The 20388-nt window shown below is 64.7% G+C and carries 19 protein-coding genes; 10 read left to right on the plus strand and 9 right to left on the minus strand.

All coding sequences use genetic code 11. From position 1 onward, the window contains the following. Nucleotide 1 precedes the first annotated feature (1 nt). The 4 genes from mrdA to NHH88_29420 form a co-directional block, all read right to left on the minus strand. On the minus strand, nucleotides 2–1984 hold the full coding sequence (gene mrdA, locus NHH88_29405; protein USX13719.1) for a penicillin-binding protein 2: 1983 nt from the start codon (nucleotides 1982–1984) through the stop codon (nucleotides 2–4). Nucleotides 1985–2006: 22 nt separating this feature from the next. Beyond that, the gene (mreD, locus tag NHH88_29410; protein USX13720.1) at nucleotides 2007–2519 is read right to left on the minus strand and encodes a rod shape-determining protein MreD; all 513 of its coding nucleotides are present in this window, start codon (nucleotides 2517–2519) and stop codon (nucleotides 2007–2009) included. Continuing rightward, nucleotides 2516–3676, minus strand: coding sequence for a rod shape-determining protein MreC (mreC, locus tag NHH88_29415; GenBank protein USX13721.1), 1161 nt, complete (start codon nucleotides 3674–3676; stop codon nucleotides 2516–2518). The genes mreD and mreC overlap by 4 nt, the downstream gene beginning before the upstream one ends. 87 nt (nucleotides 3677–3763) lie before the next feature. Beyond that, a complete protein-coding gene (locus NHH88_29420; protein USX13722.1) occupies nucleotides 3764–4807 on the minus strand; it encodes a rod shape-determining protein in 1044 nt (347 codons plus the stop codon). A gap of 271 nt (nucleotides 4808–5078) precedes the next feature. Here NHH88_29420 and gatC point away from each other — a divergent pair, with 271 nt between their 5' ends. The 3 genes from gatC to gatB all read left to right on the plus strand — a co-directional run bounded on the left by gatC (nucleotide 5079) and on the right by gatB (nucleotide 8459). Then, entirely contained in the window at nucleotides 5079–5381 is a 303-nt protein-coding gene (gene gatC / locus NHH88_29425; GenBank protein ID USX13723.1) for an Asp-tRNA(Asn)/Glu-tRNA(Gln) amidotransferase subunit GatC, read from the plus strand. 110 nt (nucleotides 5382–5491) lie between these two features. Further along, nucleotides 5492–6976, plus strand: a complete 1485-nt coding sequence (gene gatA, locus NHH88_29430) for an Asp-tRNA(Asn)/Glu-tRNA(Gln) amidotransferase subunit GatA (protein ID USX13724.1) — start codon at nucleotides 5492–5494, stop codon at nucleotides 6974–6976. A gap of 22 nt (nucleotides 6977–6998) precedes the next feature. Next, nucleotides 6999–8459 carry an Asp-tRNA(Asn)/Glu-tRNA(Gln) amidotransferase subunit GatB gene (gene gatB, locus NHH88_29435; GenBank protein ID USX13725.1) on the plus strand — a complete coding sequence of 487 codons (1461 nt, stop codon included), beginning with the start codon at nucleotides 6999–7001 and terminating at the stop codon, nucleotides 8457–8459. 68 nt (nucleotides 8460–8527) lie between these two features. On the opposite strand, the gene NHH88_29440 is transcribed toward gatB, so the two are convergent. Beyond that, nucleotides 8528–9463 carry an alpha/beta hydrolase gene (locus NHH88_29440; protein USX13726.1) on the minus strand — a complete coding sequence of 312 codons (936 nt, stop codon included), beginning with the start codon at nucleotides 9461–9463 and terminating at the stop codon, nucleotides 8528–8530. Nucleotides 9464–9660: 197 nt separating this feature from the next. On the opposite strand from NHH88_29440, the gene NHH88_29445 reads away from it, so the two are divergent. Next, a complete protein-coding gene (locus NHH88_29445) occupies nucleotides 9661–10206 on the plus strand; it encodes a CGNR zinc finger domain-containing protein (GenBank protein USX13727.1) in 546 nt (181 codons plus the stop codon). Nucleotides 10207–10305: 99 nt separating this feature from the next. Here NHH88_29445 and NHH88_29450 read toward each other — a convergent pair whose 3' ends face one another. Then, nucleotides 10306–11385, minus strand: coding sequence for a hypothetical protein (locus NHH88_29450; protein USX13728.1), 1080 nt, complete (start codon nucleotides 11383–11385; stop codon nucleotides 10306–10308). A gap of 189 nt (nucleotides 11386–11574) precedes the next feature. Between NHH88_29450 and NHH88_29455 the strand changes: the two genes are divergently transcribed. The 6 genes from NHH88_29455 to NHH88_29480 all read left to right on the plus strand — a co-directional run bounded on the left by NHH88_29455 (nucleotide 11575) and on the right by NHH88_29480 (nucleotide 18229). Continuing rightward, on the plus strand, nucleotides 11575–12276 hold the full coding sequence (locus NHH88_29455) for a response regulator transcription factor (protein USX13729.1): 702 nt from the start codon (nucleotides 11575–11577) through the stop codon (nucleotides 12274–12276). Continuing rightward, nucleotides 12269–13510: a hypothetical protein gene (locus tag NHH88_29460; protein USX13730.1), complete on the plus strand. Its 1242-nt coding sequence runs from the start codon at nucleotides 12269–12271 to the stop codon at nucleotides 13508–13510. Before NHH88_29455 ends, NHH88_29460 begins: the two co-directional genes overlap by 8 nt. Before the next feature lie 77 nt (nucleotides 13511–13587). Next, nucleotides 13588–14463 (plus strand): alpha/beta hydrolase-fold protein, encoded by an 876-nt coding sequence (locus tag NHH88_29465; protein ID USX13731.1) that lies wholly within the window; start codon nucleotides 13588–13590, stop codon nucleotides 14461–14463. Nucleotides 14464–14560: 97 nt separating this feature from the next. Then, nucleotides 14561–16240, plus strand: coding sequence for an alkaline phosphatase D family protein (locus tag NHH88_29470; protein USX13732.1), 1680 nt, complete (start codon nucleotides 14561–14563; stop codon nucleotides 16238–16240). 355 nt (nucleotides 16241–16595) lie between these two features. Next, nucleotides 16596–16967: a BlaI/MecI/CopY family transcriptional regulator gene (locus NHH88_29475; GenBank protein ID USX13733.1), complete on the plus strand. Its 372-nt coding sequence runs from the start codon at nucleotides 16596–16598 to the stop codon at nucleotides 16965–16967. Then, nucleotides 16964–18229 (plus strand): M56 family metallopeptidase, encoded by a 1266-nt coding sequence (locus NHH88_29480; GenBank protein USX13734.1) that lies wholly within the window; start codon nucleotides 16964–16966, stop codon nucleotides 18227–18229. The genes NHH88_29475 and NHH88_29480 overlap by 4 nt, the downstream gene beginning before the upstream one ends. 51 nt (nucleotides 18230–18280) lie before the next feature. Here NHH88_29480 and NHH88_29485 read toward each other — a convergent pair whose 3' ends face one another. From NHH88_29485 to pyrE, 3 genes are all read right to left on the minus strand, one after another. Continuing rightward, entirely contained in the window at nucleotides 18281–19141 is an 861-nt protein-coding gene (locus tag NHH88_29485; protein ID USX13735.1) for a lysophospholipase, read from the minus strand. Then, nucleotides 19141–19512 (minus strand): hypothetical protein, encoded by a 372-nt coding sequence (locus NHH88_29490; GenBank protein ID USX13736.1) that lies wholly within the window; start codon nucleotides 19510–19512, stop codon nucleotides 19141–19143. The genes NHH88_29485 and NHH88_29490 overlap by 1 nt, the downstream gene beginning before the upstream one ends. Before the next feature lie 118 nt (nucleotides 19513–19630). Then, entirely contained in the window at nucleotides 19631–20299 is a 669-nt protein-coding gene (gene pyrE / locus NHH88_29495) for an orotate phosphoribosyltransferase (GenBank protein USX13737.1), read from the minus strand. Between the last annotated feature and the right edge of the window lie 89 nt (nucleotides 20300–20388).

Genomic DNA, 20388 nt, shown 5'->3' on the forward strand with positions numbered 1-20388 from the left:
TTTATTCGGTGTTGCCCGGGGTTTCAGCACCCGGCTTTTTTTCATCGACCACGCCCTGTTCGGCCTGGAGCTCCGGCAAGGAGCGCAGCACCGCGTCCTCCTTCGGCACGGGCGTGGTGTCCTTGTCGCCGGCGCGCTTGCCGAGCATGTAGTAGTCCAGGGCCTTGCGCACGATCGGCGCGGCCACGGCGGCGCCGAAGCCGCCGTTCTCCACCACCACGGCGATGGCGATGCGCGGCTTGTCGGCCGGCGCGAAGGCCGTGTAGAGGGCGTTGTCGCGCAGGCGCTCGGCGACCAGGGCGGCATTGTACTTCTCGTTCTTCTTGATGGCGAACAGCTGCGCGGTGCCGGTCTTGCCGCCGGAGGTGTAGCCGGCGTTGGCGAACGCGCGCGCGGCCGTGCCGCCGGTGGTCACGCCGACCATCGCGTTCTTGATGAAGTCGATATTCTGCTGCTTGAGCGGGATGCGGTAGCTTTCCTTGGGCACCGTCAGCCGGCGCGCGCGCGTGGCCGGGTCTTCGACGATCTTGACCAGGTGCGGCTTCATCACCACGCCGTTGTTGGCCAGGTTGGCCGTGGCGTGCGCCATTTGCAGCGGCGTGTAGTTGTTGTAGCCGTTGCCGATGCTGATCGAGATGGTGTCGCCGCCGACCCACTTCTGCGCCGCCACGTTTTTCTTGAAGCGGTTGCGCTTCCATTCCTTCGACGGCAGCACGCCCTGCTTCTCGTGTTCCAGGTCGATGCCGGTCAGCTGGCCGAAACCGAAAGGCTTCATGAAATCGCTGATCGCGTCGATCCCCATCTCGTTGCCGAGGATGTAGTAATACGTGTCGCAGGAGTCGACGATGGACTTGTACATGTCGACGGTGCCGTGGCCGCCCGGCTTGTCGTCGCGGAAGCGGTGCCCGCCCAAGGTGAAGTAGCCCGCGTCCGAGATCGACTGGTTCGGCGTGCGCTTGCCCAGCTCCAGCGCCGCCAGCGCCATGAAGGGCTTGAAGGTCGATCCCGGCGGATAGGTGCCCGACAGCGGGCGGTTCACCATGGGCCGGTCCAGCGAAGTATTGAGTTCGTTCCAGCTTTGCGAGTCGATGCCGTCGACGAACAGGTTGGGATCGTAGCCGGGCCGCGACACATAGGCCAGGATGTCGCCCGTCTCCGGTTCGATCGCCACCAGCGCGCCGCGCCATTCGCCGAAGGCTTCCTCGATCACCTTCTGCAGCTCGATGTCGATCGACAGTATCAGGTTGCTGCCCGGCGTGGCGTTGGTGCGCGACAGCGTGCGGATCGCGCGCCCGCCGGCCGACACCTCCACCTCCTCGTAACCGGTGGTGCCGTGCAGGTGCTTCTCGTAGCTTTTTTCCAAGCCTTCCTTGCCGATATGGTTGGTGCCGTTATAGTTGGCGGCATCATCGGTTTCGGCGATGGCGCGGGCCTCGGACTGGTTGACGCGGCCGATATACCCGATCACGTGCGAGGCGATCTCGCCCTGCGGGTACTGGCGGAACAGGCGGGCCTGGATCTCCACGCCGGGAAAGCGGAAGCGTTGCGCAGAGAAGCGGGCCACCTCCTCGTCGGTCAGCCGGGTGCGCAGCGGCACGCTCTCGAAGCGCTTGGACTCTTCCAGCAGCTTGCGAAAGCGCTTGCGGTCCTTGACCTCGATGGAGACCAGTTTGGCCAGTTCGTCGATCGTTTCGTCCAAGGTCATGGACAGCTTGGCCGGCGTGACCTCCAGCGTGTAGGCCGAGAAGTTACGCGCCAGGACCACGCCGTTGCGGTCCAGGATCAGGCCCCGGTTGGGCGCGATCGGCACGATGGCGATGCGGTTGTCCTCCGCCTTGACGGCGTAGTCGGCGTGCTTGACCACCTGCAGCCAGATGAAGCGCGTCAGCAGCAGCCCGAAGCAAATGAACACCAACCCGCCCAGTACCGTCAGGCGCAGACGGAACTTGTGCAGTTCGCGCTGGTTGTCCTTAAGCTCAGTCATGGCGGGGCCGGGATCAGATCGATCAGATCGGGCGGGTGTGGTCGCGGTCGACCGCGCGCCGCTGGGGCGCCAGCAGCAGCCAGGTGGCGATCGGCCACAGGGCCACGGCGATCACGCTTTCGACGAAGTAGTACCAGCTCGGGAACTTACCGGAGACGAAGAAGCGGATCACCAGCTGGATCGACTGCGCCATGAGCAGCAGCGGAAACACGTGCATCGCCTGCGTCAGCAGCGGGAACCACAGCACGCGCCGGTGCAGCATGATGGCGAAGTACGACAGCAAGGTATAGGCCAGCGCGTTCTCGCCCAGCAGGGTCGAGTCGTGGACGTCCATCAGCAGGCCAAGGAAGAAGGCGGTGCCGATGCCGACCTTGCGCGGCTGGTGGACGCCCCAGAACACCAGCACCAGCGCGACGAAATCGGGCACGCCGACGAACTGCCCCCACGGCAGCAAGTTCAGTAAAAAGGCGCAGAACAGGCTGAAGGCGATGAACAGCGGGCTGACCGGCAGCAGAATATAGTGTGGACGGTTCATCGTGCCGGCTCCTTCGGTGTGGTGGCGGCGGCCGGTGCTTGTGCAGCCGGTGCGGCCGTCGCCGGCGTGGTGGTCGTGGGTTTGGCTGCCGCGCCAGTGGCAGGCGCGGTGGCGGCGCCGTCTGTCGGCGCGACTTTGGGCGGCAGCGGCGGCGGCATCACCGGCATCAGTCCCGGCGCCGCGTTGTTGACTGGGGCGGTGGCAGCGGCGGCCGGCGCGGCCTGGCCGTCGGCGCCCTCTTTCGCCGGGTCCTTGACGGGCGCCATCTTGTTATTGCCCTTCTTCGGCGTGCGCGGCTCTTCCTCGGGCGGGCGCGGAGGCAGCTCCGGCGTCGACATCAGGATCAGCAACTGGGTATTGTTGGCGACGCCGGCCAGCGGCTGGCAGATCACGCCGCCGAAGGAACCGCCGGCGCTGTTTTCCACCTGCGTCACGCGCGCCACGGCCAGGCCGGCCGGATAGATGCCGTCCAGGCCCGAGGTGACGACGATGTCGCCGACCTGGATATCGGCGTTGGGCGCGGTGAAGCGCAGCTCCAGCGCGCCGATCTTGCCGCGGCCATAAGCGACGCTGCGCAAGCCGTTGCGCAGCAGCTGGACGGGAATGGCCTGTTCTTTATCGGTCAGCAGCGTGACCTCGGACGTGAACGGGAACACCCGCGTCACCTGCCCGACCACGCCCTGGTTGTCGATCACCGGCATGCCGAGCATGACGTCGCTCTTGATGCCGCGGTCGAGGATGATCTTGCGGCTGTTGGCGTCGCGCGCGTCGTACAGCACCTCGGCCAGCATCGACTTGACGGGCAGCTGCTCGCGCGCGCCCATCAGCTTGCGCAGCTGGTTGTTCTCGACGGTGCGAAGCTGCGCCTGCTGCAGCGCCTGGGCGTCGGCGATCTGCTGGCGTTTGAGCTCATTGACCTGCTTTTTCATCGACGACAAGGTGGAGAAGTAGTCGCCGACGCCGTAAATGGCGTCGCGCGGCAGCAGCGCGACCATCTGCAGCGGATACAACACGGTACCCGCGACCTGGCGCACGGTCGACAGGGTGCGCATGCGCGCGTCGACCAACAGCAGTGCAATCGATATGCACGCGAACACCGTCATCTTGACCCGGGCCGAAGCGCCTTGCTTGAAAAGTGGCGGAGGACTGTATTCCATGACTTCCAATAATCCGGCGCTCCCGCGCCAACGAGACTGTCAACTCACCCAAAGCACCGGGGCCGCTGTTTCGCGGCCCCGTCTTGATCATTCGTAGGAGAAGATCGAGCCCAGTTGGTCCATCCGCTCCAGCGCCATGCCCGATCCCCGCACCACGCAGGTCAGCGGGTCTTCGGCCACCAGCACCGGCAGGCCGGTTTCCTCCATCAGCAGGCGGTCCAGATCGCGCAGCAGCGCGCCGCCGCCGGTCAGCATCATGCCTTTTTCGGCGATGTCGGCGCCCAGTTCGGGCGGCGTCTGTTCCAGCGCGTTCTTCACGGCCGAGACGATGTTATTGAGCGGATCGGTCAGCGCTTCGAGGATCTCGTTGGACGAAATCGTGAACGAGCGCGGAATACCCTCGGACAGGTTGCGGCCCTTGACTTCCATCTCCTTGACTTCCGATCCCGGGAAGGCCGAACCGATGGCCTTCTTGATCGCCTCGGCGGTCTGCTCGCCGATCAGCATGCCGTAGTTGCGGCGGATGTAGTTGACGATCGCCTCGTCGAACTTGTCGCCGCCGACGCGCACCGAACCTTTATAGACCATGCCGCCCAGCGAGATGATGCCCACCTCGGTGGTGCCGCCGCCGATGTCGACCACCATCGAGCCGGTGGCGTCCGACACCGGCAGGCCGGCGCCGATCGCGGCGGCCATCGGTTCTTCGATCAGGTACACCTGCGAGGCGCCGGCGCCGAGCGCCGATTCGCGGATCGCGCGGCGTTCGACCTGGGTCGAGCCGCACGGCACGCAAATGATGATGCGCGGGGAAGGACGGAAGAATTTGGAGTCGTGCACCATGCGGATGAACTGCTTGAGCATTTGCTCGGTGACGGTGAAGTCGGCGATCACGCCGTCTTTCATCGGGCGGATCGCCTCGATGTTGCCGGGGACTTTGCCCAGCATCTGTTTTGCTTCCTTACCAACCGCTTGTATCGTTTTCTTGCCGTTAGGACCGCCCTCTTGGCGGATCGCGACGACCGATGGTTCATCCAGGACGATGCCCTGGCCGCGGACGTAAATCAAGGTGTTGGCCGTGCCCAAATCGATGGCCAGATCAGTGGAAATATACCTGCGTAAAAAACCAAACATGTGTGTCCTGTGGCGCCGCTGGGTGCGCGTAAGCTGTAGAAAGATGTCCTGTGGAGAGCGGCGGCGGCAATGATTCAGCCCCGGCAACGCATCAACCCGCCATTCTACCTTATAATTTGAATGCGATTTGCCGAAAATCCACCCAAAAGTGTATCGGCTCAGCTTGCAAGTTAAGCGGCAATCGTCCGCTTTTGCCAGCGATTAGCCAGAACTTCAAGTTTTTTATCAATGTAACAATTAAACCCCGCGCGGCCCGTCCGCGCCATTCGCTATGTCCCTGACCCTATCCGACGTAACACGCATTGCCAAACTGGCCCAGCTTGAGATGAGCGAGCAGCAGAGCGCCACCGCGCTCGAGCAGCTGAATGGCATTTTCGCGCTGGCCGAACAGATGCAGGCGGTCGACACCGACGGCGTCGCCCCGCTGAGCCACCCGCTGGCGGCGCACATGAACAACATCGCCCTGCGCCTGCGCGAGGACGCGGCCACCGAGTCCAATCGCCGCGAGGACTACCAGGCCGTCGCGCCAAAGACACAGGATGGCCTGTATCTGGTGCCGAAAGTGATCGAATAAGCAAGCCGAAAAAGCAAGCCGAGTAAGCAAGCCGACCACGCGCGTGGCTTTTGCCACGAGGCTTAGCCCCCATCTTCGCCTCGATCATCCCCGAATTGAATTGAAACGCCATGCACACCAAAACCCTTAAAGAGCTGTCCGCGCTCCTGCAAAGCAAAGCCGTCACCGCCACCGAGCTGGCCACGCACTTCCTCGACCGCATCGAGAAGAGCGACCTGAACGCCTTCCTGCACGTGGACCGCGCCCTGACGCTGGCGCAGGCCGCCGAGGCGGACGCCCGCATCGCCGCCGGCACCGCCACCCCGCTGACCGGCGTGCCGATCGCCCACAAGGATATCTTCGTCACGCGCGACTGGCGCTCGACCGCCGGCTCGAAGATGCTGGCCGACTACGTCAGCCCGTTCGACGCCACCGTCGTCGAGAAGTTCCGCAAGGCCGGCATGGTCACCTTGGGCAAATTGAATTGCGACGAATTCGCCATGGGCTCGGCCAACGAGAACTCGGCCTTTGGCCCGGTCAAGAACCCGTGGGACAAGAACGCCGTGCCGGGCGGCTCGTCGGGCGGCTCGGCCGCCGCCATCGCCGCGCGCCTGGCGCCGGCCGTCACCGGCACCGACACCGGCGGCTCGATCCGCCAGCCGGCCGCCTTCTGCGGCATCACCGGCATCAAGCCGACGTACGGCCGCGTGTCCCGCTTCGGCATGATCGCCTTCGCCTCGTCGCTCGACCAGGGCGGCCCGATGGCGCAAACGGCCGAGGACTGCGCACTGCTGCTCAACGCCATGGCCGGCTTCGACGAACGCGATTCGACCTCGCTGACGCCGGAACTGGGCGGGGTCGACGAAGACTTCACGCGTGAACTGGGCCAGCCCCTGACCGGCCTGCGCATCGGCGTACCGAAGGAATACTTCGGCGAAGGCCTCGCGGCCGACGTCGAACAGGCCGTGCGCGCCGCGCTGGCGCAGTACGTGGCGCTGGGCGCGACCCTGGTCGACATTTCGCTGCCGAATACCGCGCTGTCGATCCCGGCCTACTACATGATCGCTCCGGCCGAGGCGTCGTCCAACCTGTCGCGCTTTGACGGCGTGCGTTACGGCCACCGCGCCGCCGACTACAAGGACCTGTCGGACATGTACCGCAAGAGCCGCGCGGAAGGCTTCGGCGCCGAAGTCAAACGCCGCATCATGGTGGGGACGTATGTGCTGTGCCACGGCTACTACGACGCCTACTACCTCAAGGCGCAAAAGATCCGCCGCCTGATCGCGCAGGACTTCGAAGCGGTGCTCAACGGCCCGAACGCCGTCTGCGACGTCATCATGGGCCCGGTCGCGCCGACCGTCGCCTGGGACCTGGGCGACAAGTCCGACGACCCGGTGGCCGCCTACTTGGCCGACATCTTCACTCTGTCGACCAGCCTGGCCGGCCTGCCCGGCATGTCGATCCCGTGCGGCTTCGGCCAGGGCGACAAGAACGCCAACCGCCCGGTGGGACTGCAAATCATCGGCAAGCATTTCGGCGAAGCGAAGCTGCTCAACGTCGCCCACCAGTACCAGCTGGCGACCGACTGGCACACCCGCGCTCCGGCCGGCATCTAACATAGAACAGAGCGAGAATCATATGGAATGGGAAGTCGTCATCGGTCTTGAGAACCACGTGCAGCTCACGACCGAATCAAAAATCTTCAGCGGCTCGCCGATCAAGTTCGGCGCCGAGCCGAACACGCAAGCCAGTCCCGTGGACCTGGCGCTGCCCGGCGTGCTGCCGGTGATGAACAAGCAGGCCGTCGACCGCGCCATCCGCTTCGGCCTGGCCGTCGGCGCAAAAATCGCGCCGGCGTCGATCTTCGCCCGCAAAAACTACTTCTATCCGGACCTGCCGAAGGGCTACCAGATCAGCCAGTTCGAAGACCCGGTGGTCATCGGCGGCTCGCTGACGTTCGGCTTCGAAAAGGATGGCGAATTCGTCACCAAGACCGTCAACCTGACGCGCGCCCACCTGGAAGAAGACGCCGGCAAATCGCTGCACGAGGACTACGCCGGCATGAGCGGCATCGACTTGAACCGCGCCGGCACGCCGCTGCTGGAAATCGTCTCCGAGCCGGAAATCCGCAGCGCCGCCGAAGCGGTGGCCTACGCCAAGGCGCTGCACTCGCTGGTGATGTGGCTCGGCGTCTGCGACGGCAACATGCAGGAAGGCTCGTTCCGCTGCGACGTCAACGTCTCGGTGCGCCCCAAGGGACAGAAGGAATACGGCACCCGTTGCGAGATCAAGAACCTGAACTCGTTCCGCTTCATCGAGGAAGCGGTGCACGTCGAAGTGCGCCGCCAGATCGAGTTGATCGAAGACGGCGGCAAGGTCGTGCAGGCGACGCGCCTGTACGATCCGGACCGCAAAGAGACGCGCGAAATGCGCAGCAAGGAAGACGCGCAGGATTACCGCTACTTCCCGGACCCCGACCTGCCGCCGCTGGTGATTTCGGACGAATGGATCGCGAAGGTGAAGGCCTCGATGCCGGAACTGCCGGCCGCCATGCGCGCGCGTTTCGTCAGCGAGTACGCGCTGCCGGAATACGATTCGCTGGTGCTGACGGCGTCCAAATCGATGGCGACCTACTTCGTCGCCGTGGTGGAAAAAGCCGGCAAGGAAAACGCCAAGGCCGCCGCCAACTGGCTGATGGGCGACGTCTCGTCGACCCTGAACCGCGAAGGCGTGGACCTGGACGACTCGCCGGTATCGGCCGCGCAGCTGGCCGCGATGTTGAAGCGCATCGCCGACGGCACGATCTCCAACAAGGCGGCGAAGGAAGTCTTCGCCGGCATGTGGGAAGCCAAATCTTCGGATGAGAACCTGGTCGACACCATCATCGAAGCCAAGGGTCTGAAGCAGATCTCGGACACCGGCGCGCTGGAAGCCATCGTTAATGACGTCATCGCCGCCAACGCCAAATCGGTGGAGCAGTACCGCGCCGGCAAGGAAGCGGCGCTCAACGCGCTGATCGGCCAGGCGATGAAGGCGTCGCGCGGCAAGGCCAACCCGGCCCAGCTGACCGAGCTGCTGAAGGCCAAGCTGGCCGAATAAGCCTTTTCGCAAAACTGAAAGAAAACGCCCCGCCAGCCACAAGGCTCGCGGGGCGTTTTCATTTGTCGTCAAGGCTTGACGTTACGGTTCAGGAATTCCAGCATTTGCGTGGCGATCTCCTGGCCGTGGGTCTCGATGGCGAAGTGGCCCGAGTCCAGGAAGCGCACTTCGGCTTTAGGATTGTCGCGTTTAAACGCTTCGGCGCCGGCCGGCAGGAAGAACGGATCGTTCTTGCCCCAGATCGCCAAGGTCGGCGGGCGGTGGCTGCGGAAAAATTCATGCAGCTGGCTGTACTGCTTGATGTTCTGGCCGTAGTCGAGCAGCAGGTCCATTTGCACCTCAACGCCGATGCGCTCTATCGCCGCGTGCGCCAACTGCCATGTCTCTGGCGCAATCAGCGACGCATCGCGCACGCCCTCGGTGTACTGCCATTTGGTCATGTCCAGCGTATTGAAGCGGCGCAAGGCCTCGCGGTTGGCGGCGGTGGGATCGGCCCAGGCCTTGCGCATATCGGCCCACCCGTCGCTCAAGCCCTCTTCGTAGCCATTGCCGTTCTGGCTGACGATCGCCGTGACTTTTTGCGGATTCCTCACCGCCAGGCGCCAGCCGACCGGCGCGCCATAATCGAACACATACATCGCGTAGCGCTCCGCCCCCTTCGCCACAGTGAAGGCGTCGATCACGGAGGCGAGGTTGTCGAAGGTGTAAGCGAACTGCTTGCCGGGCATGACGCTCGTCTGGCCGAAGCCCGGCAAATCCGGCGCGATCACGTGGTATTTGGTCGCCAGTTGCGGGATCAGATCGCGGAACATATACGAAGAGGCGCCAAAGCCATGCAGCAGCAACACAACGGGCGCCTTGGCCGGGCCAGCCTCGCGGTAGAAGATGTTGACGCCCTGGACTTCCAGCGTACGGTGATGGACTTGCGCGGTATTGTCGGCGGCGTTGGCGACGAGGGCGGTGGCTAGGCTGGCTGCGGCGAACAGCGACGGTTTGAGGTTCATGTCGATTCCTTCGGCTAGTAAATGTTGAGCGGCTTGAATAACCGCTATAATTGACTCAAATTGGTTACTTAAGACGGAGTATCCGAAGTTTTAAGTAACCTGTCAACACAAACTTTAACGGTTATCAGATCATGAGAGCACAAAAGCATCCCGCTAGCGGGGTATCGGAAGCGCCGAGGGTGGGCGACCATCTGGCGATGGATCTGCTGAACACCGAGGCCAGCGTGGACGGCGAAACGGTCGACTATTGGGATAGCGGAGAGGACGTTCTGGCGTGGCTGGCGCGCCATGGCATCGCGCCGGTCGGCACGGAAAGCCCGGTGGACCTGGCCGCGCTGCTGACACGGGCGAAAACGCTGCGCGCGTTGGCAAGGCGGCTGATCGGGGAACGCAAGGATGACAGGCTCGGCGATATTGCCGGCCTCGACGCGTATCTGCAAGCCCACCTCACCGCGCCGCACCTGGCACGTGACAGCGAAGGCGGCTTGACTCTCACGCGGCAGGTCCGCGCCGACCCGGTCTCATCGATGTTGGGTGCGGTGGCCGAGGCAACTGCGCAACTACTGGTCGAAGGCGACTTCCACCTCGTCAAGCAGTGCGAGCACCCCGAATGCATCCTGTGGTTTTACGACCGCACCAAAGCGCACAAGCGGCGCTGGTGCAGCATGGCCCTGTGCGGCAACCGCTACAAGGCGGCCCAGTTTCGGAAGAAAGCGGGCCGGGGGACGGATACGGTCGAATGATCAGGTTGTACCCGCTGCTCTTCCACATCGCGATTGTGCGGGTCACTGGCTGATGCCCAAGGTTACTCGTGACCCCAGCGATGATGTGCAATGGCTGGCCTACCCGTACGGGCAAGGCGGATTCTCCTGCGCCGGTTCATGCCGCGCCGGCTCGTCTTCCTCCACATGGTCGCTGCCGACCCAGGCGCCGGCCTTGATGGGATTGAGCAGCACCGCGCCGTATTGGCCGTTCTTGCAGCCCAGGCCGACAATCTGCTGACGGTCGTTGATGCTGTAGGCTCCCTGGATGAACCAGCCGCTCGCCGGGTCCACCATGGCGTTCAGATCGCGCATGCCGAAGCGCCGGTGGTAGATGAAGGAGCGCCCTGTGTTTAACGAATACGAACCGACCACCTGGCCCAGATTATTGATCCCGCGCGCCCGCGACTTCGACCCCGGCGCCAGCGTGCCGAGGTCCAGCATGACGCCATCCTCGTACAGGAAGGCATGCTCGCCGTCGGGGTCCCCTTCGGGAAGCTCCGAGCCGCCCACCACTTGGCCACGCTCATTGATGCCAAAGGCCCAGCTGTTCCTACCACCGAGTGTGCCCAGGTCCGTCATGACACCGTTCTCGTATAAGAAGGCGTGCTCCGGCCCGCCGCCCCACTCGGACCACTGATACTCGGCAATGCCGGCGATCTGGCCACGATTGTTCATGGCCGTCGCAGAGCTAAATTTGCCCGCAGGTAAGGTGCCGAGGTCGTGGATGACGCCGTCGCGGTACAGGAAGGCACGCCCGTAGCCGTCCTTGACCACTGTGCCGGCCACATGGCCGGCCTCGTTGATGGCGTTGGCCGTCGAACCCGGGCCGGCGAACTCGTGCATGACGCCGTCGCTGTACAGAAAGGCGCGGCCCTCGCCGGGGCCATCCGACAAACCGCCCACGACCTGTCCCGAGCTATTGACGCCTTCACCTATGCCGTACGTTGGACTCGGCAGTTGCGTGAACACGCCGTGTGAATACAGGAAGGGCTTGCTTACCACCCTGCCGGTGACGTGACCCGCATTGCTAATACTCTGGGCCAAGCTTTTTTCGGACGTGAGTCCCACGGCGGTGAAGGCATAGCGCGGCGACGCTTGGGCGGCCACGAGAATGGCGGTCAAAGCGGTCAACAACAAACAACGGCAGGCGTGTGACATGATAGTCTCCTGGAGGGATGGGCCTCTATGCACACTACCGATTTGGGATGGGCCGGCTTGGAGAAATATCAACCTGCCGGCCCTTGTCCGCCGCCGACCCCGGCATGGTTGGTTGCCGCTATACTGCTGTGCGGCAGCGACCGCCACCCGTCGCACTTGCCGCGTCCACGTCCATCGCGCACCCAGATAATGAACCGCAACTCCCTGACCATCCTGGTGGTGGAAGACCACCCGACGATCGCGCGCCAGATCGTGGACTTCCTCGACGGCCTCAAGTGGCAAACCGACCATGCCGCCACCGGCGCGCTCGCCATCGAACTGGCGACGCGCGAGACGTACGATGTCGTTCTGCTCGACCTCAATCTCCCCGACATCGACGGCCTCGACGTCTGCCGCGCGATCAAGGCGCGCGCGCCGCGCAACGTGCCGATATTGATGCTCACCGCCCGCGACGCGTTCGAAGACAAGGCGCGCGGCTTCAACGGCGGCGCCGACGATTATCTGACCAAACCGTTCGACCTGCGCGAACTCGCCCTGCGTTGCGAGGCGCTGGCGCGGCGCGCGCAACTGCATGTCGGCCAGGAAGTGCGCGTCGGCCCGCTGACCTTGCTTCCCAGGGAAAAGCGCACGCTCCACAACGGCGTCCCGGTGCCGCTGACGCAGACCGGTTTCAAGATTCTGTCCGCGCTAAGCGCCGCGCACCCGCACGCGGTGTCCCGGACGGCGCTGACGCACGCGCTGTGGGGCGCGAACCCACCGGACAGCGACGCCCTCAAATCGCACATCTACGCGCTGCGCAAACAGCTGGAACTGGCCGGCGCGCCGGACATGGTCGCCACCATCCCGCAGCTCGGCTACCGCCTCAAGCTGGATGCGGAGGACCGTGTTTAAATCTATCCGCCACGGGCTGTTCGCGGCGCTGGCCGGCTTCACGGTGCTGCTGTGCGTTGGCTATACCGGCCTGGCGCTGATCATCTCCTACGTGACCGAGGACATGCTGGTCGACCGCCTGCTGGAGCGGGAAGCGGCCGTCGTGACCGCGCAATTCCGCTCGGGCGGCGACATACAGTCGACCGGCAACGACCTGATTCGCGTCTACCGGAACGCCGGCGCGCTGCCGCCCGTCGTGCGCGCGCAGGTGGCGGCCGGGCGCGAGCGCGGCGAGATATTCACCGACACCGGCCAGCACTTTCATCTGCGCACGCTCGACCTGCATGCGGCGGACGGCCGGCGGCGGCTCTACCTGCTGGCCGACGCCGGCCCGCTGCTGGTGGTGTCCAAACTGTTCCAGGATGTCGGCGGCGTGCTGGTCGCGGTCGCGCTGGGGCTGATCGCCTTGGCGCTGCTGCTCGCCTACCTGCTGTCGCGGCGCCTTGTGCTGCCGCTGCAGGTATTGGCCGACGAAGTAAAAAGCCTGGCGCCGGAGGGGTCGACCGACTTCAGCGCCCGGCAACGCCGCGATGAAATCGGCTACCTGGCGGACAAGCTCGGCACCACGATAGCCGCGTTGCACGCGGCGCTGCACCGGGAGCAGGCGTTTACCCGCGACGTCAGCCATGAGTTGCGCACGCCGCTGACCGTCATGAACAACGTCCTCGGCCAGGCCGCGTCGCGTCCGCTGCAAGCGCATGAGCTATCGCAGCTGCGGGCCGGCCTCGGCGAGCTCGGAGGCACCGTCGACGTCCTGTTCGCGCTGGCGCGCGCGGAGCACATCGCTAACGAGACGGTCGACCTGCGCGGCTGCATAGAGGACAGCCTGCTGCGCCTGCTGGAGGCGGCCGACTGGGACGGCGACCGCCTCGCGCTGCATCTGCCCGACCGGCTGGAGGTCACGGGAAACCGCCATCTGTCCATGCTGTTGCTGAACAACTGCCTGGGCAACGCGCTGTTCCATGGCGGCGCCGGCTCCCGGCTGAGGCTGTCGTTCGCGGACGGCGTGCTCAGCCTCGCAAACACGATCAATCCGGACCGGGCGGGCACGATGCAAGGCTTTCTGCACGGCCAGCATCTTTTGCGGCGCATCGCCAAGGCCATGGGCTGGGAAATCGCCTTCCACGCCGAAGCGGCGGCGTATCGGGTCGACATCGTACCCCTCGTGCCTCCCTTGCCACTACGCCCGCGCTGAAACCGGCCCGATTTCACCGCGATTTCACCGCCGGTTTTCTATGCTGCGTACTCCTCAACTTCTTCCGGGTACGCACCATGAAAATCCTGATCAGCCTGTTGGTCCTCGCATACGCCGCGCCGGCGTCTTTCGCGCAGGTGAAATCCCTTCCCCACAAGGAGGAAAAGCGCCGCTACCTCGTCTACACGCCGCCGTCGTATGACAGCGAGCCCCGCAAGGCCTTTCCGGTGGTGTTCAACTTCCATGGCGGCGGCATGACCATGGCCGAACAAATGCTCTACACGCAAATGAACCGCGCCGCCGACCGCCACCAGTTCATCGTCGTCTACCCGTCGGGCATCAAGCAGGACTGGAACGTCGGTTTCGGCATGTCCTATCTCGACGGCACCGACGACATCGGCTTTACCGAAGCACTGCTCGCCAGACTGAAGCAGGACTACCGCGTCGACGCCGAACGCGTGTACGCCACCGGCCTGTCGCGCGGCGGCTTTTTCGCGCTGCGGATCGCCGCCGAGTTGCCCCACCTGTTCGCGGCCGTCGCCTCGGTTGGCGCGCCGATGCCGGAACCGGTAATCAAACACCACACCAAGCCCGGCAAGGTCGGCGTGCTGCTGCTGCACGGCACCGCCGACCAGGTCGTGGCCCATGGCGGCAAGCCGACCGGGTATTTGTCGGCGGAGGAGACCTTCGGCTATTGGGCGAAATGGAACGGCGCCGGCGCCGACAGCGCCAGCCGCCGTGTCATCGACGCCGATCCCGGCGACGGCACCGACGTGACCTGGCTCGAACAGGGCAACGGCCGACAAAGCGTGGCGCTGGCGACCGTCAGGGAGGGCGGCCACACGTGGCCGGGCGCGGACCCGTTCAACGTCGGCCTGCCGATCGGCAAAACCACCCGCGACATCGATGCCAACGACGTCATCTGGCGCTTCCTCGACAAGCATCGCCGCTGACACCGGCGCTCTTTCCGCGTCCGATACACCATGTCATGAAAGCGTCATGCGGGCTGCTTAAGATACGCGTTCTTTCACTTTCGGCAACAGCCCAGCCATGACACCATCGAATTCGCGTCGCAAGTTCATCCGCAACTTTTCGGTCGGCACCGCCGCCATTTCGCTCAGCGCCTGCGGTGGCGGCGACCCGTACTACCAGCCGGTCAGCTTTGCGCACGGCGTGGCCAGCGGCGACCCGCTGAGCGACCGCGTGATCCTGTGGACCCGTGTGACGGCGACGCCCGGCGCCGACGACATGGACGTGGGCTGGATGGTGGCGGAAGACAGCGGATTCGCCAAGATCGTCGCCTCCGGCACGGCCCGCGCCGGCGCCGCCGGCGATTACACGGTCAAGGTCGACGCCACCGGCCTGTCGGCCAACCGCGCCTACTACTACCGCTTCCGCTGCCAGGGCGTGGACTCGCCGGTCGGCCGCACCAAGACCTTGCCGACCGGCGCCGTGTCGCGCGCCCGCTTCGCCGTCTTCAGCTGCTCGAACTACCCGACCGGCTACTTCAACGTCTACGGCGACGCCGCCAAATTCGACGACATCGACGTCGGCCTGCACCTGGGCGACTACATCTACGAATACGCGGCCGGCGGCTACGCGTCGCAGAACGCCGCCGCCCTGAACCGGGTGTCGCAGCCAGCCACCGAGATCATCACCCTGACCGACTACCGCCGCCGCTACCAGCAATACCGCACCGACCCGGACCTGCAGGCGGTGCACGCGCGCATCCCGTTCATCGCCGTCTGGGACGACCACGAGCTGGCCAACGACACCTGGCGCGACGGCGCGGAAAACCACAATCCCGCCACCGAGGGCCTGTGGGCCGCGCGCCGCCTGATGGCGATCCAGGCGTATCACGAATGGATGCCGATCCGCGTGCCCGATGCCAAGCGGCCCGACCGCATCTACCGCTCCTTCGACTTCGGCAACCTGCTGTCGCTGCACATGCTCGACACCCGCGTGATCGGCCGCGACAAGCAACTGGCCTACGCCAGCTACGCCGGCGCGGACGGCAGCTTCAACAGCGCGGCCTTCGCGGCGGACGTGTCGAACCCGACGCGCCAGCTGATGGGGACCGAGCAGACAGCGTGGCTGCAAAGCCAGATGAGCAAATCGACCGCCACCTGGCAAGTGCTGGGCCAGCAGGTGCTGATGGCGCGCATGCTGCTGCCGGCGCCGATGGTGCTGACCGCCACCGGCTACTCGTCCTATCTCGCCATCGCGGCCAAGGTGCGCGCGGGCGTGGCGCTGAGCGATGCGGAACAACAGCAACTGGCCGCGCCCAAAGTGCCCTACAACCTCGACGCCTGGGACGGCTATGCCGCCGCGCGCGAGACGGTGCTCGGCATGGCGCGCACGCTCGACAAGAACCTGGTGGTGCTGGCCGGCGACACGCACAATGCCTGGGCCAGCGACCTGGCCGACATCAACGGCCAGGCGGTCGGCGTCGAATTCGGCGTGCCGTCGGTAAGCTCGCCGGGCTTCGAGAGCTACTTCCCCACCGCCGCGCCGGCCACCGTGGCGGGCGGCATGGAACAGCTGATCGGACCGCTGCAATACGCCGAGACGGCCTCGCGCGGCTTCGTGGTGCTGACGGTCACGCCGACCGAAACGCGCGCCGAATACCGTTACGTCGACACCATCCAGTCGAAGACCTACACGGCGTCGGTCGGCAAGACCTTGCGCATGTTGCCGGGAGCGGCCAACCGGAAGATCGTCGCGGGCTGACACCACCCTCCACACACGCGCTGGCCCTGCTGGTGGGCGAAGACGGTAAAATTCAGCGATCGAAAGTGACAAGTCGAGCGGCCACGAGGACCTGGTCGAAGCGGCCCGCGTCAGCATCGCGAATGCAAATTCGTTCCCGGCAGGCTGCGCGGCAAGCCGCAAGAAGCGTGGCTGCAGATGCAATATGTCTGGACCTTGGACTAATAAGCAGCGCCGCGCCAGTCATCGAAATGATTGAACTAAACATACTTGTCTAGATAAAACAACGCCCTGCCCAGCTCTGCAAATTAAAGTATACATTTTTGTCTAGACAGACTAATCTACAAATACTTTAGCAAGCTTACAAGAGGCGATGATGTCCATTCCCAAACCGACGACGGCGGAGCTCGACCTGCTGCAAACCTTGTGGCCGCTCGGCTCGGCCACGGCCAAGCAGGTGCACGAGGCCATGCTGGCCGACAAACCCGAGCTGGCCTACGGCACGGTGCTGCGCCTGATGCAGATCATGCACACCAAAGGCATCCTCATCCGCGACGAAAGCCAGCGCTCGCACGTCTATGCGCCGGCACAGGCACAGGACGCGCTGCAAACCAACCTGCTCAAGGACCTGGTGCAAAAGGCCTTTGCCGGCTCGGCCAAGGCGCTGGTGCTGGCGGCGCTGCGCAGCGGCATCTCCAAAAAGGAGCGTCAGGAGATCGAGCAACTGCTGAAGGACGACGACAAATGAGCCACCTCACGTTCGCCCTGGGCCTGACCTTGATTCACTTCCTGTGGCAAGGCCTGTTGATCGGCTGCGCCACCGCGCTGGCGCTGGCGTTGATGCGCAACACGCGCGCCGAGTACCGCTACCTGCTGGCCTGCTCGGCGCTGATGGCTTGCCTGTGCTGGCCCGCGCTCGAGCTGTATCAGCGGCTCGGCGACTCGACCGCCGCCGCCGGCGTCGACTTCCAAATGATCCAGCTGGCCGCGCAGACCATCACCGGCGCCGGCGAATCGTTCGACTTGCGCGATTCGCTGCGCGGCATCGTCGGCCTGTGGGCGCTATGCGCGGCCGCGCTGGCGCTGCGCATGGCGTTCGGGCTGTTGTGGATACAACGCGCCATACGCGAAGAGGCGCCCCGCCACCGCGCCGACCGTCTGCGATGGGAGGCCAGCCTGGCGCGGCTGGCGCTGCGCTTCGGCGTGACGCGCACCGTACGCCTGCGGATCGTCGACACGCTGGCCAGCCCGGTCACCGCCGGTTGGTGGCGTCCGGTCGTGCTGGTGCCGGCGTCGCTGGTGTCGGGCATGCCGCCCGATCTGCTGGGCGCGCTGCTGGCGCACGAAATGGCGCATATCAAACATCACGACTATCTGGTCAACCTGCTGCAGAACGTGATCGAGACGGTGTTGTTCTACCACCCGGCGGTCTGGTGGATATCGAACCGCGTCCGGGTCGAGCGCGAACTGATGGCAGACGATTTAGCAGCAAGGACACTGGGCGAACCGCGGCGTCTGGCCCTTGCACTTTCAGAACTGGAAAAACTCCAGTTCTCCACCCACCACCTGGCCCAAGCGGCCAACGGAGGAAATTTAATGGAACGGATTCAACATTTGGTACGCCCCGCACCGCGGGCCCTGAACTGGAAAGCGGCGATCCCGATGCTCGGCCTGGCGCTAGCCAGTCTGGCGATCTACGCCGAGGCCGTCGCCGCCGACAAAGTCGCCGGGCAGACGCACGGCGCGGTGATGGACATCAACAGCTGCGCAAAGCCCGTGTGGCCGGATGGCGCTATTGCCCGCAAGGAGGAAGGCACCGTGACGCTGGCCTTCACGGTGGGTACGGACGGCAAGTCCAAGCGCTCCGAGGTGGTCAAGTCCAGTGGCTTCGCCCACCTGGACGAGGCGGCGCGCACCGGCATTGAGAAGTGCACGTTCAAGCCCGCCACCAAGGCCGGCAAACCGTTCGAGTCCACCATTGAGATGCAGTATGTCTGGGTGTTGAAGTAAGCACGACGGCGCGGGCCAGGCCCGCGCCCGCCGCCTCCGGTCCGATGACGATCAGCCGGCAGGCGGCAGCCGCATCCAATCGAGGATGTCGGCGAAGATTTGCTCGCGATTGAGCTCGTTGAAGTTCTCGTGATAATTTTGCGGATGGCGCTGATACGTCAACAGCGCCGCCGGCACCGACTTAAGCATCGCTTCGGCCGCGTCGGCGTCGGCCAGCTTATCGTCCCCCGCCACGACGGCAAACAAGCGATGGTTCCACGCCGGCAGCCGCGCCGCCAGCCCCCGCTGGGCCGCCGTCAGCGCGTTGCCGAAGCGGACCGTGATCTCGGTGGCGCGCACCCCGTCGCGCTCGTCGGCGTGATGGCGCGCGGTGATGGCGCCGTCGTGCGTGAGCACGTCCGTCAACGGCGCCAGCGGCACCTTCATGCGCGGCGCCAGCACCCCCAGCACGCCTGCCAGCGCCAGCAGCAGCGGCGACACCTTGATCGCGTTGACATAGTACGGCGACGAAAAAATGAAACCCTCGATGGCGGCGTCGCCGGCGAAACCGCCCAGTCCCAGATGGGTGGCGATCAGCGCGCCCATCGAGTGGCCCATCACGAAGATCGGCACGCCGGGATACTCGCGCTTGACCCATTGCAGGAACAGCACGCTGTCGTCGAGGAACACGTGGAAGCCGGGGATATCGACCCGGCGCGCGTCCTGGTGCCCGCACAGGTCGTAGGCGACGGTGGCGACGCCGTGCTGGCGGAAGAACAGCGCCGGGGTGACGTAGTCGCCGCCATGCGCCATGCCGCCGTGGATGGCGAGCAGCACGGCGCGAGGCGGCGCCGCCGCCGGCTCCCAGATGTGAATGCGCCGCTCGGCCTGCCCGCAACGAAAACCGGCAAGCCGCGTTTCGGCGAAGCGCATCAGGCGATGATGCTGAGCGTGATGCCCATTTCGACCAGCAAGGTCAAATCGGCCAGGGTGAAGTCCAGGCTGGGCGTCGCCGCGCCACGCTCGGTGGTGAAGGAGATGCGCAGTTCGGCGGCGACATCCGAGCGTTCGAAGTGGATGCCGCGCGCCTGGCATTCGGCCAGGTAGTGGCGGATCTGCTTGAGCAGCTCGTCCGGGTTCTCGTCCGTGCCGATGCCGACATAGAAACCGGAATCGATGCGCACCCGGCCGTCGGGCTTGACGTCGCCCTTCTGCCAGTCGCTATCCGGTTCGGTTGGCAAGCCGTCGCGGACGTCTGCCAGTCCGGCGTCGTCGCCGTGCACCTTCATTGTTGCGATGTTCATGGATCTGCCTTGTTTGTCCACGGTCTAAATGCCGTCTCAAAAGGTTACACCATAGAAATATCAAAGTCTAGCAATATGGCCGATTCGACAATCCATCAGCGCCAGACCAAATGATAGATCAGGCGATTCCGTAGCGTTCGCGATACGCCGCCACGGCGTCTTTATGCTGCAGCAACTGCGGATCGGCGCCCTTGCCGTTCAAATAGGCGAACAAATCGTCCAGGTTGCCGATCGAAATGACCGGGATATTGTAGAGTTTGGACACTTCCTGCACCGCCGAGTTCGGCGACATGACGCCGTCGGCGTTGGCCGAGCGCTCCATGCGGTCCAGCGCGATCAGCACGGCGCATGGCTCGGCGCCGGCGGCGCGTATCATGTCCACCGATTCGCGCACCGAGGTGCCGGCCGAGATCACGTCGTCGATGATGACGACCTTGCCTTGCAGCTTGGCGCCGACCAGCGAGCCGCCCTCGCCGTGGGCCTTGGCTTCCTTGCGGTTGAAGGCGAACGAGGTGTTGCGGCCCTTGCCGGCCAGCGCCACCGCCGTGGCCGACGCCAGGGTGATGCCCTTGTAGGCCGGGCCGAACAGCATGTCGAACTCGACGCCCGAATCGAGCAGGGTCTGGGCGTAGAACTGGGCCAGCTGGGCCAGAGTCGCGCCGTCGTGGAACAGGCCGGCGTTGAAGAAGTACGGCGACTGGCGCCCGGCCTTGGTGGTGAACTCGCCGAAGCGCAGCACACCGGTGTCGACCGAAAACTCGATAAATTGCTGACGTAAATTGTTCATGCTGCCTCATTTCTTTAAAGTGGCCGTATTTTAACGCTACACTAACGCATTCCAAAATTCTGTCTCATTTTTAAGCACTCTTTTTTAAG

The sequence above is a fragment of the Oxalobacteraceae bacterium OTU3CAMAD1 genome, from assembly GCA_024123915.1.
Taxonomy (GTDB): domain Bacteria; phylum Pseudomonadota; class Gammaproteobacteria; order Burkholderiales; family Burkholderiaceae_D; genus Rugamonas.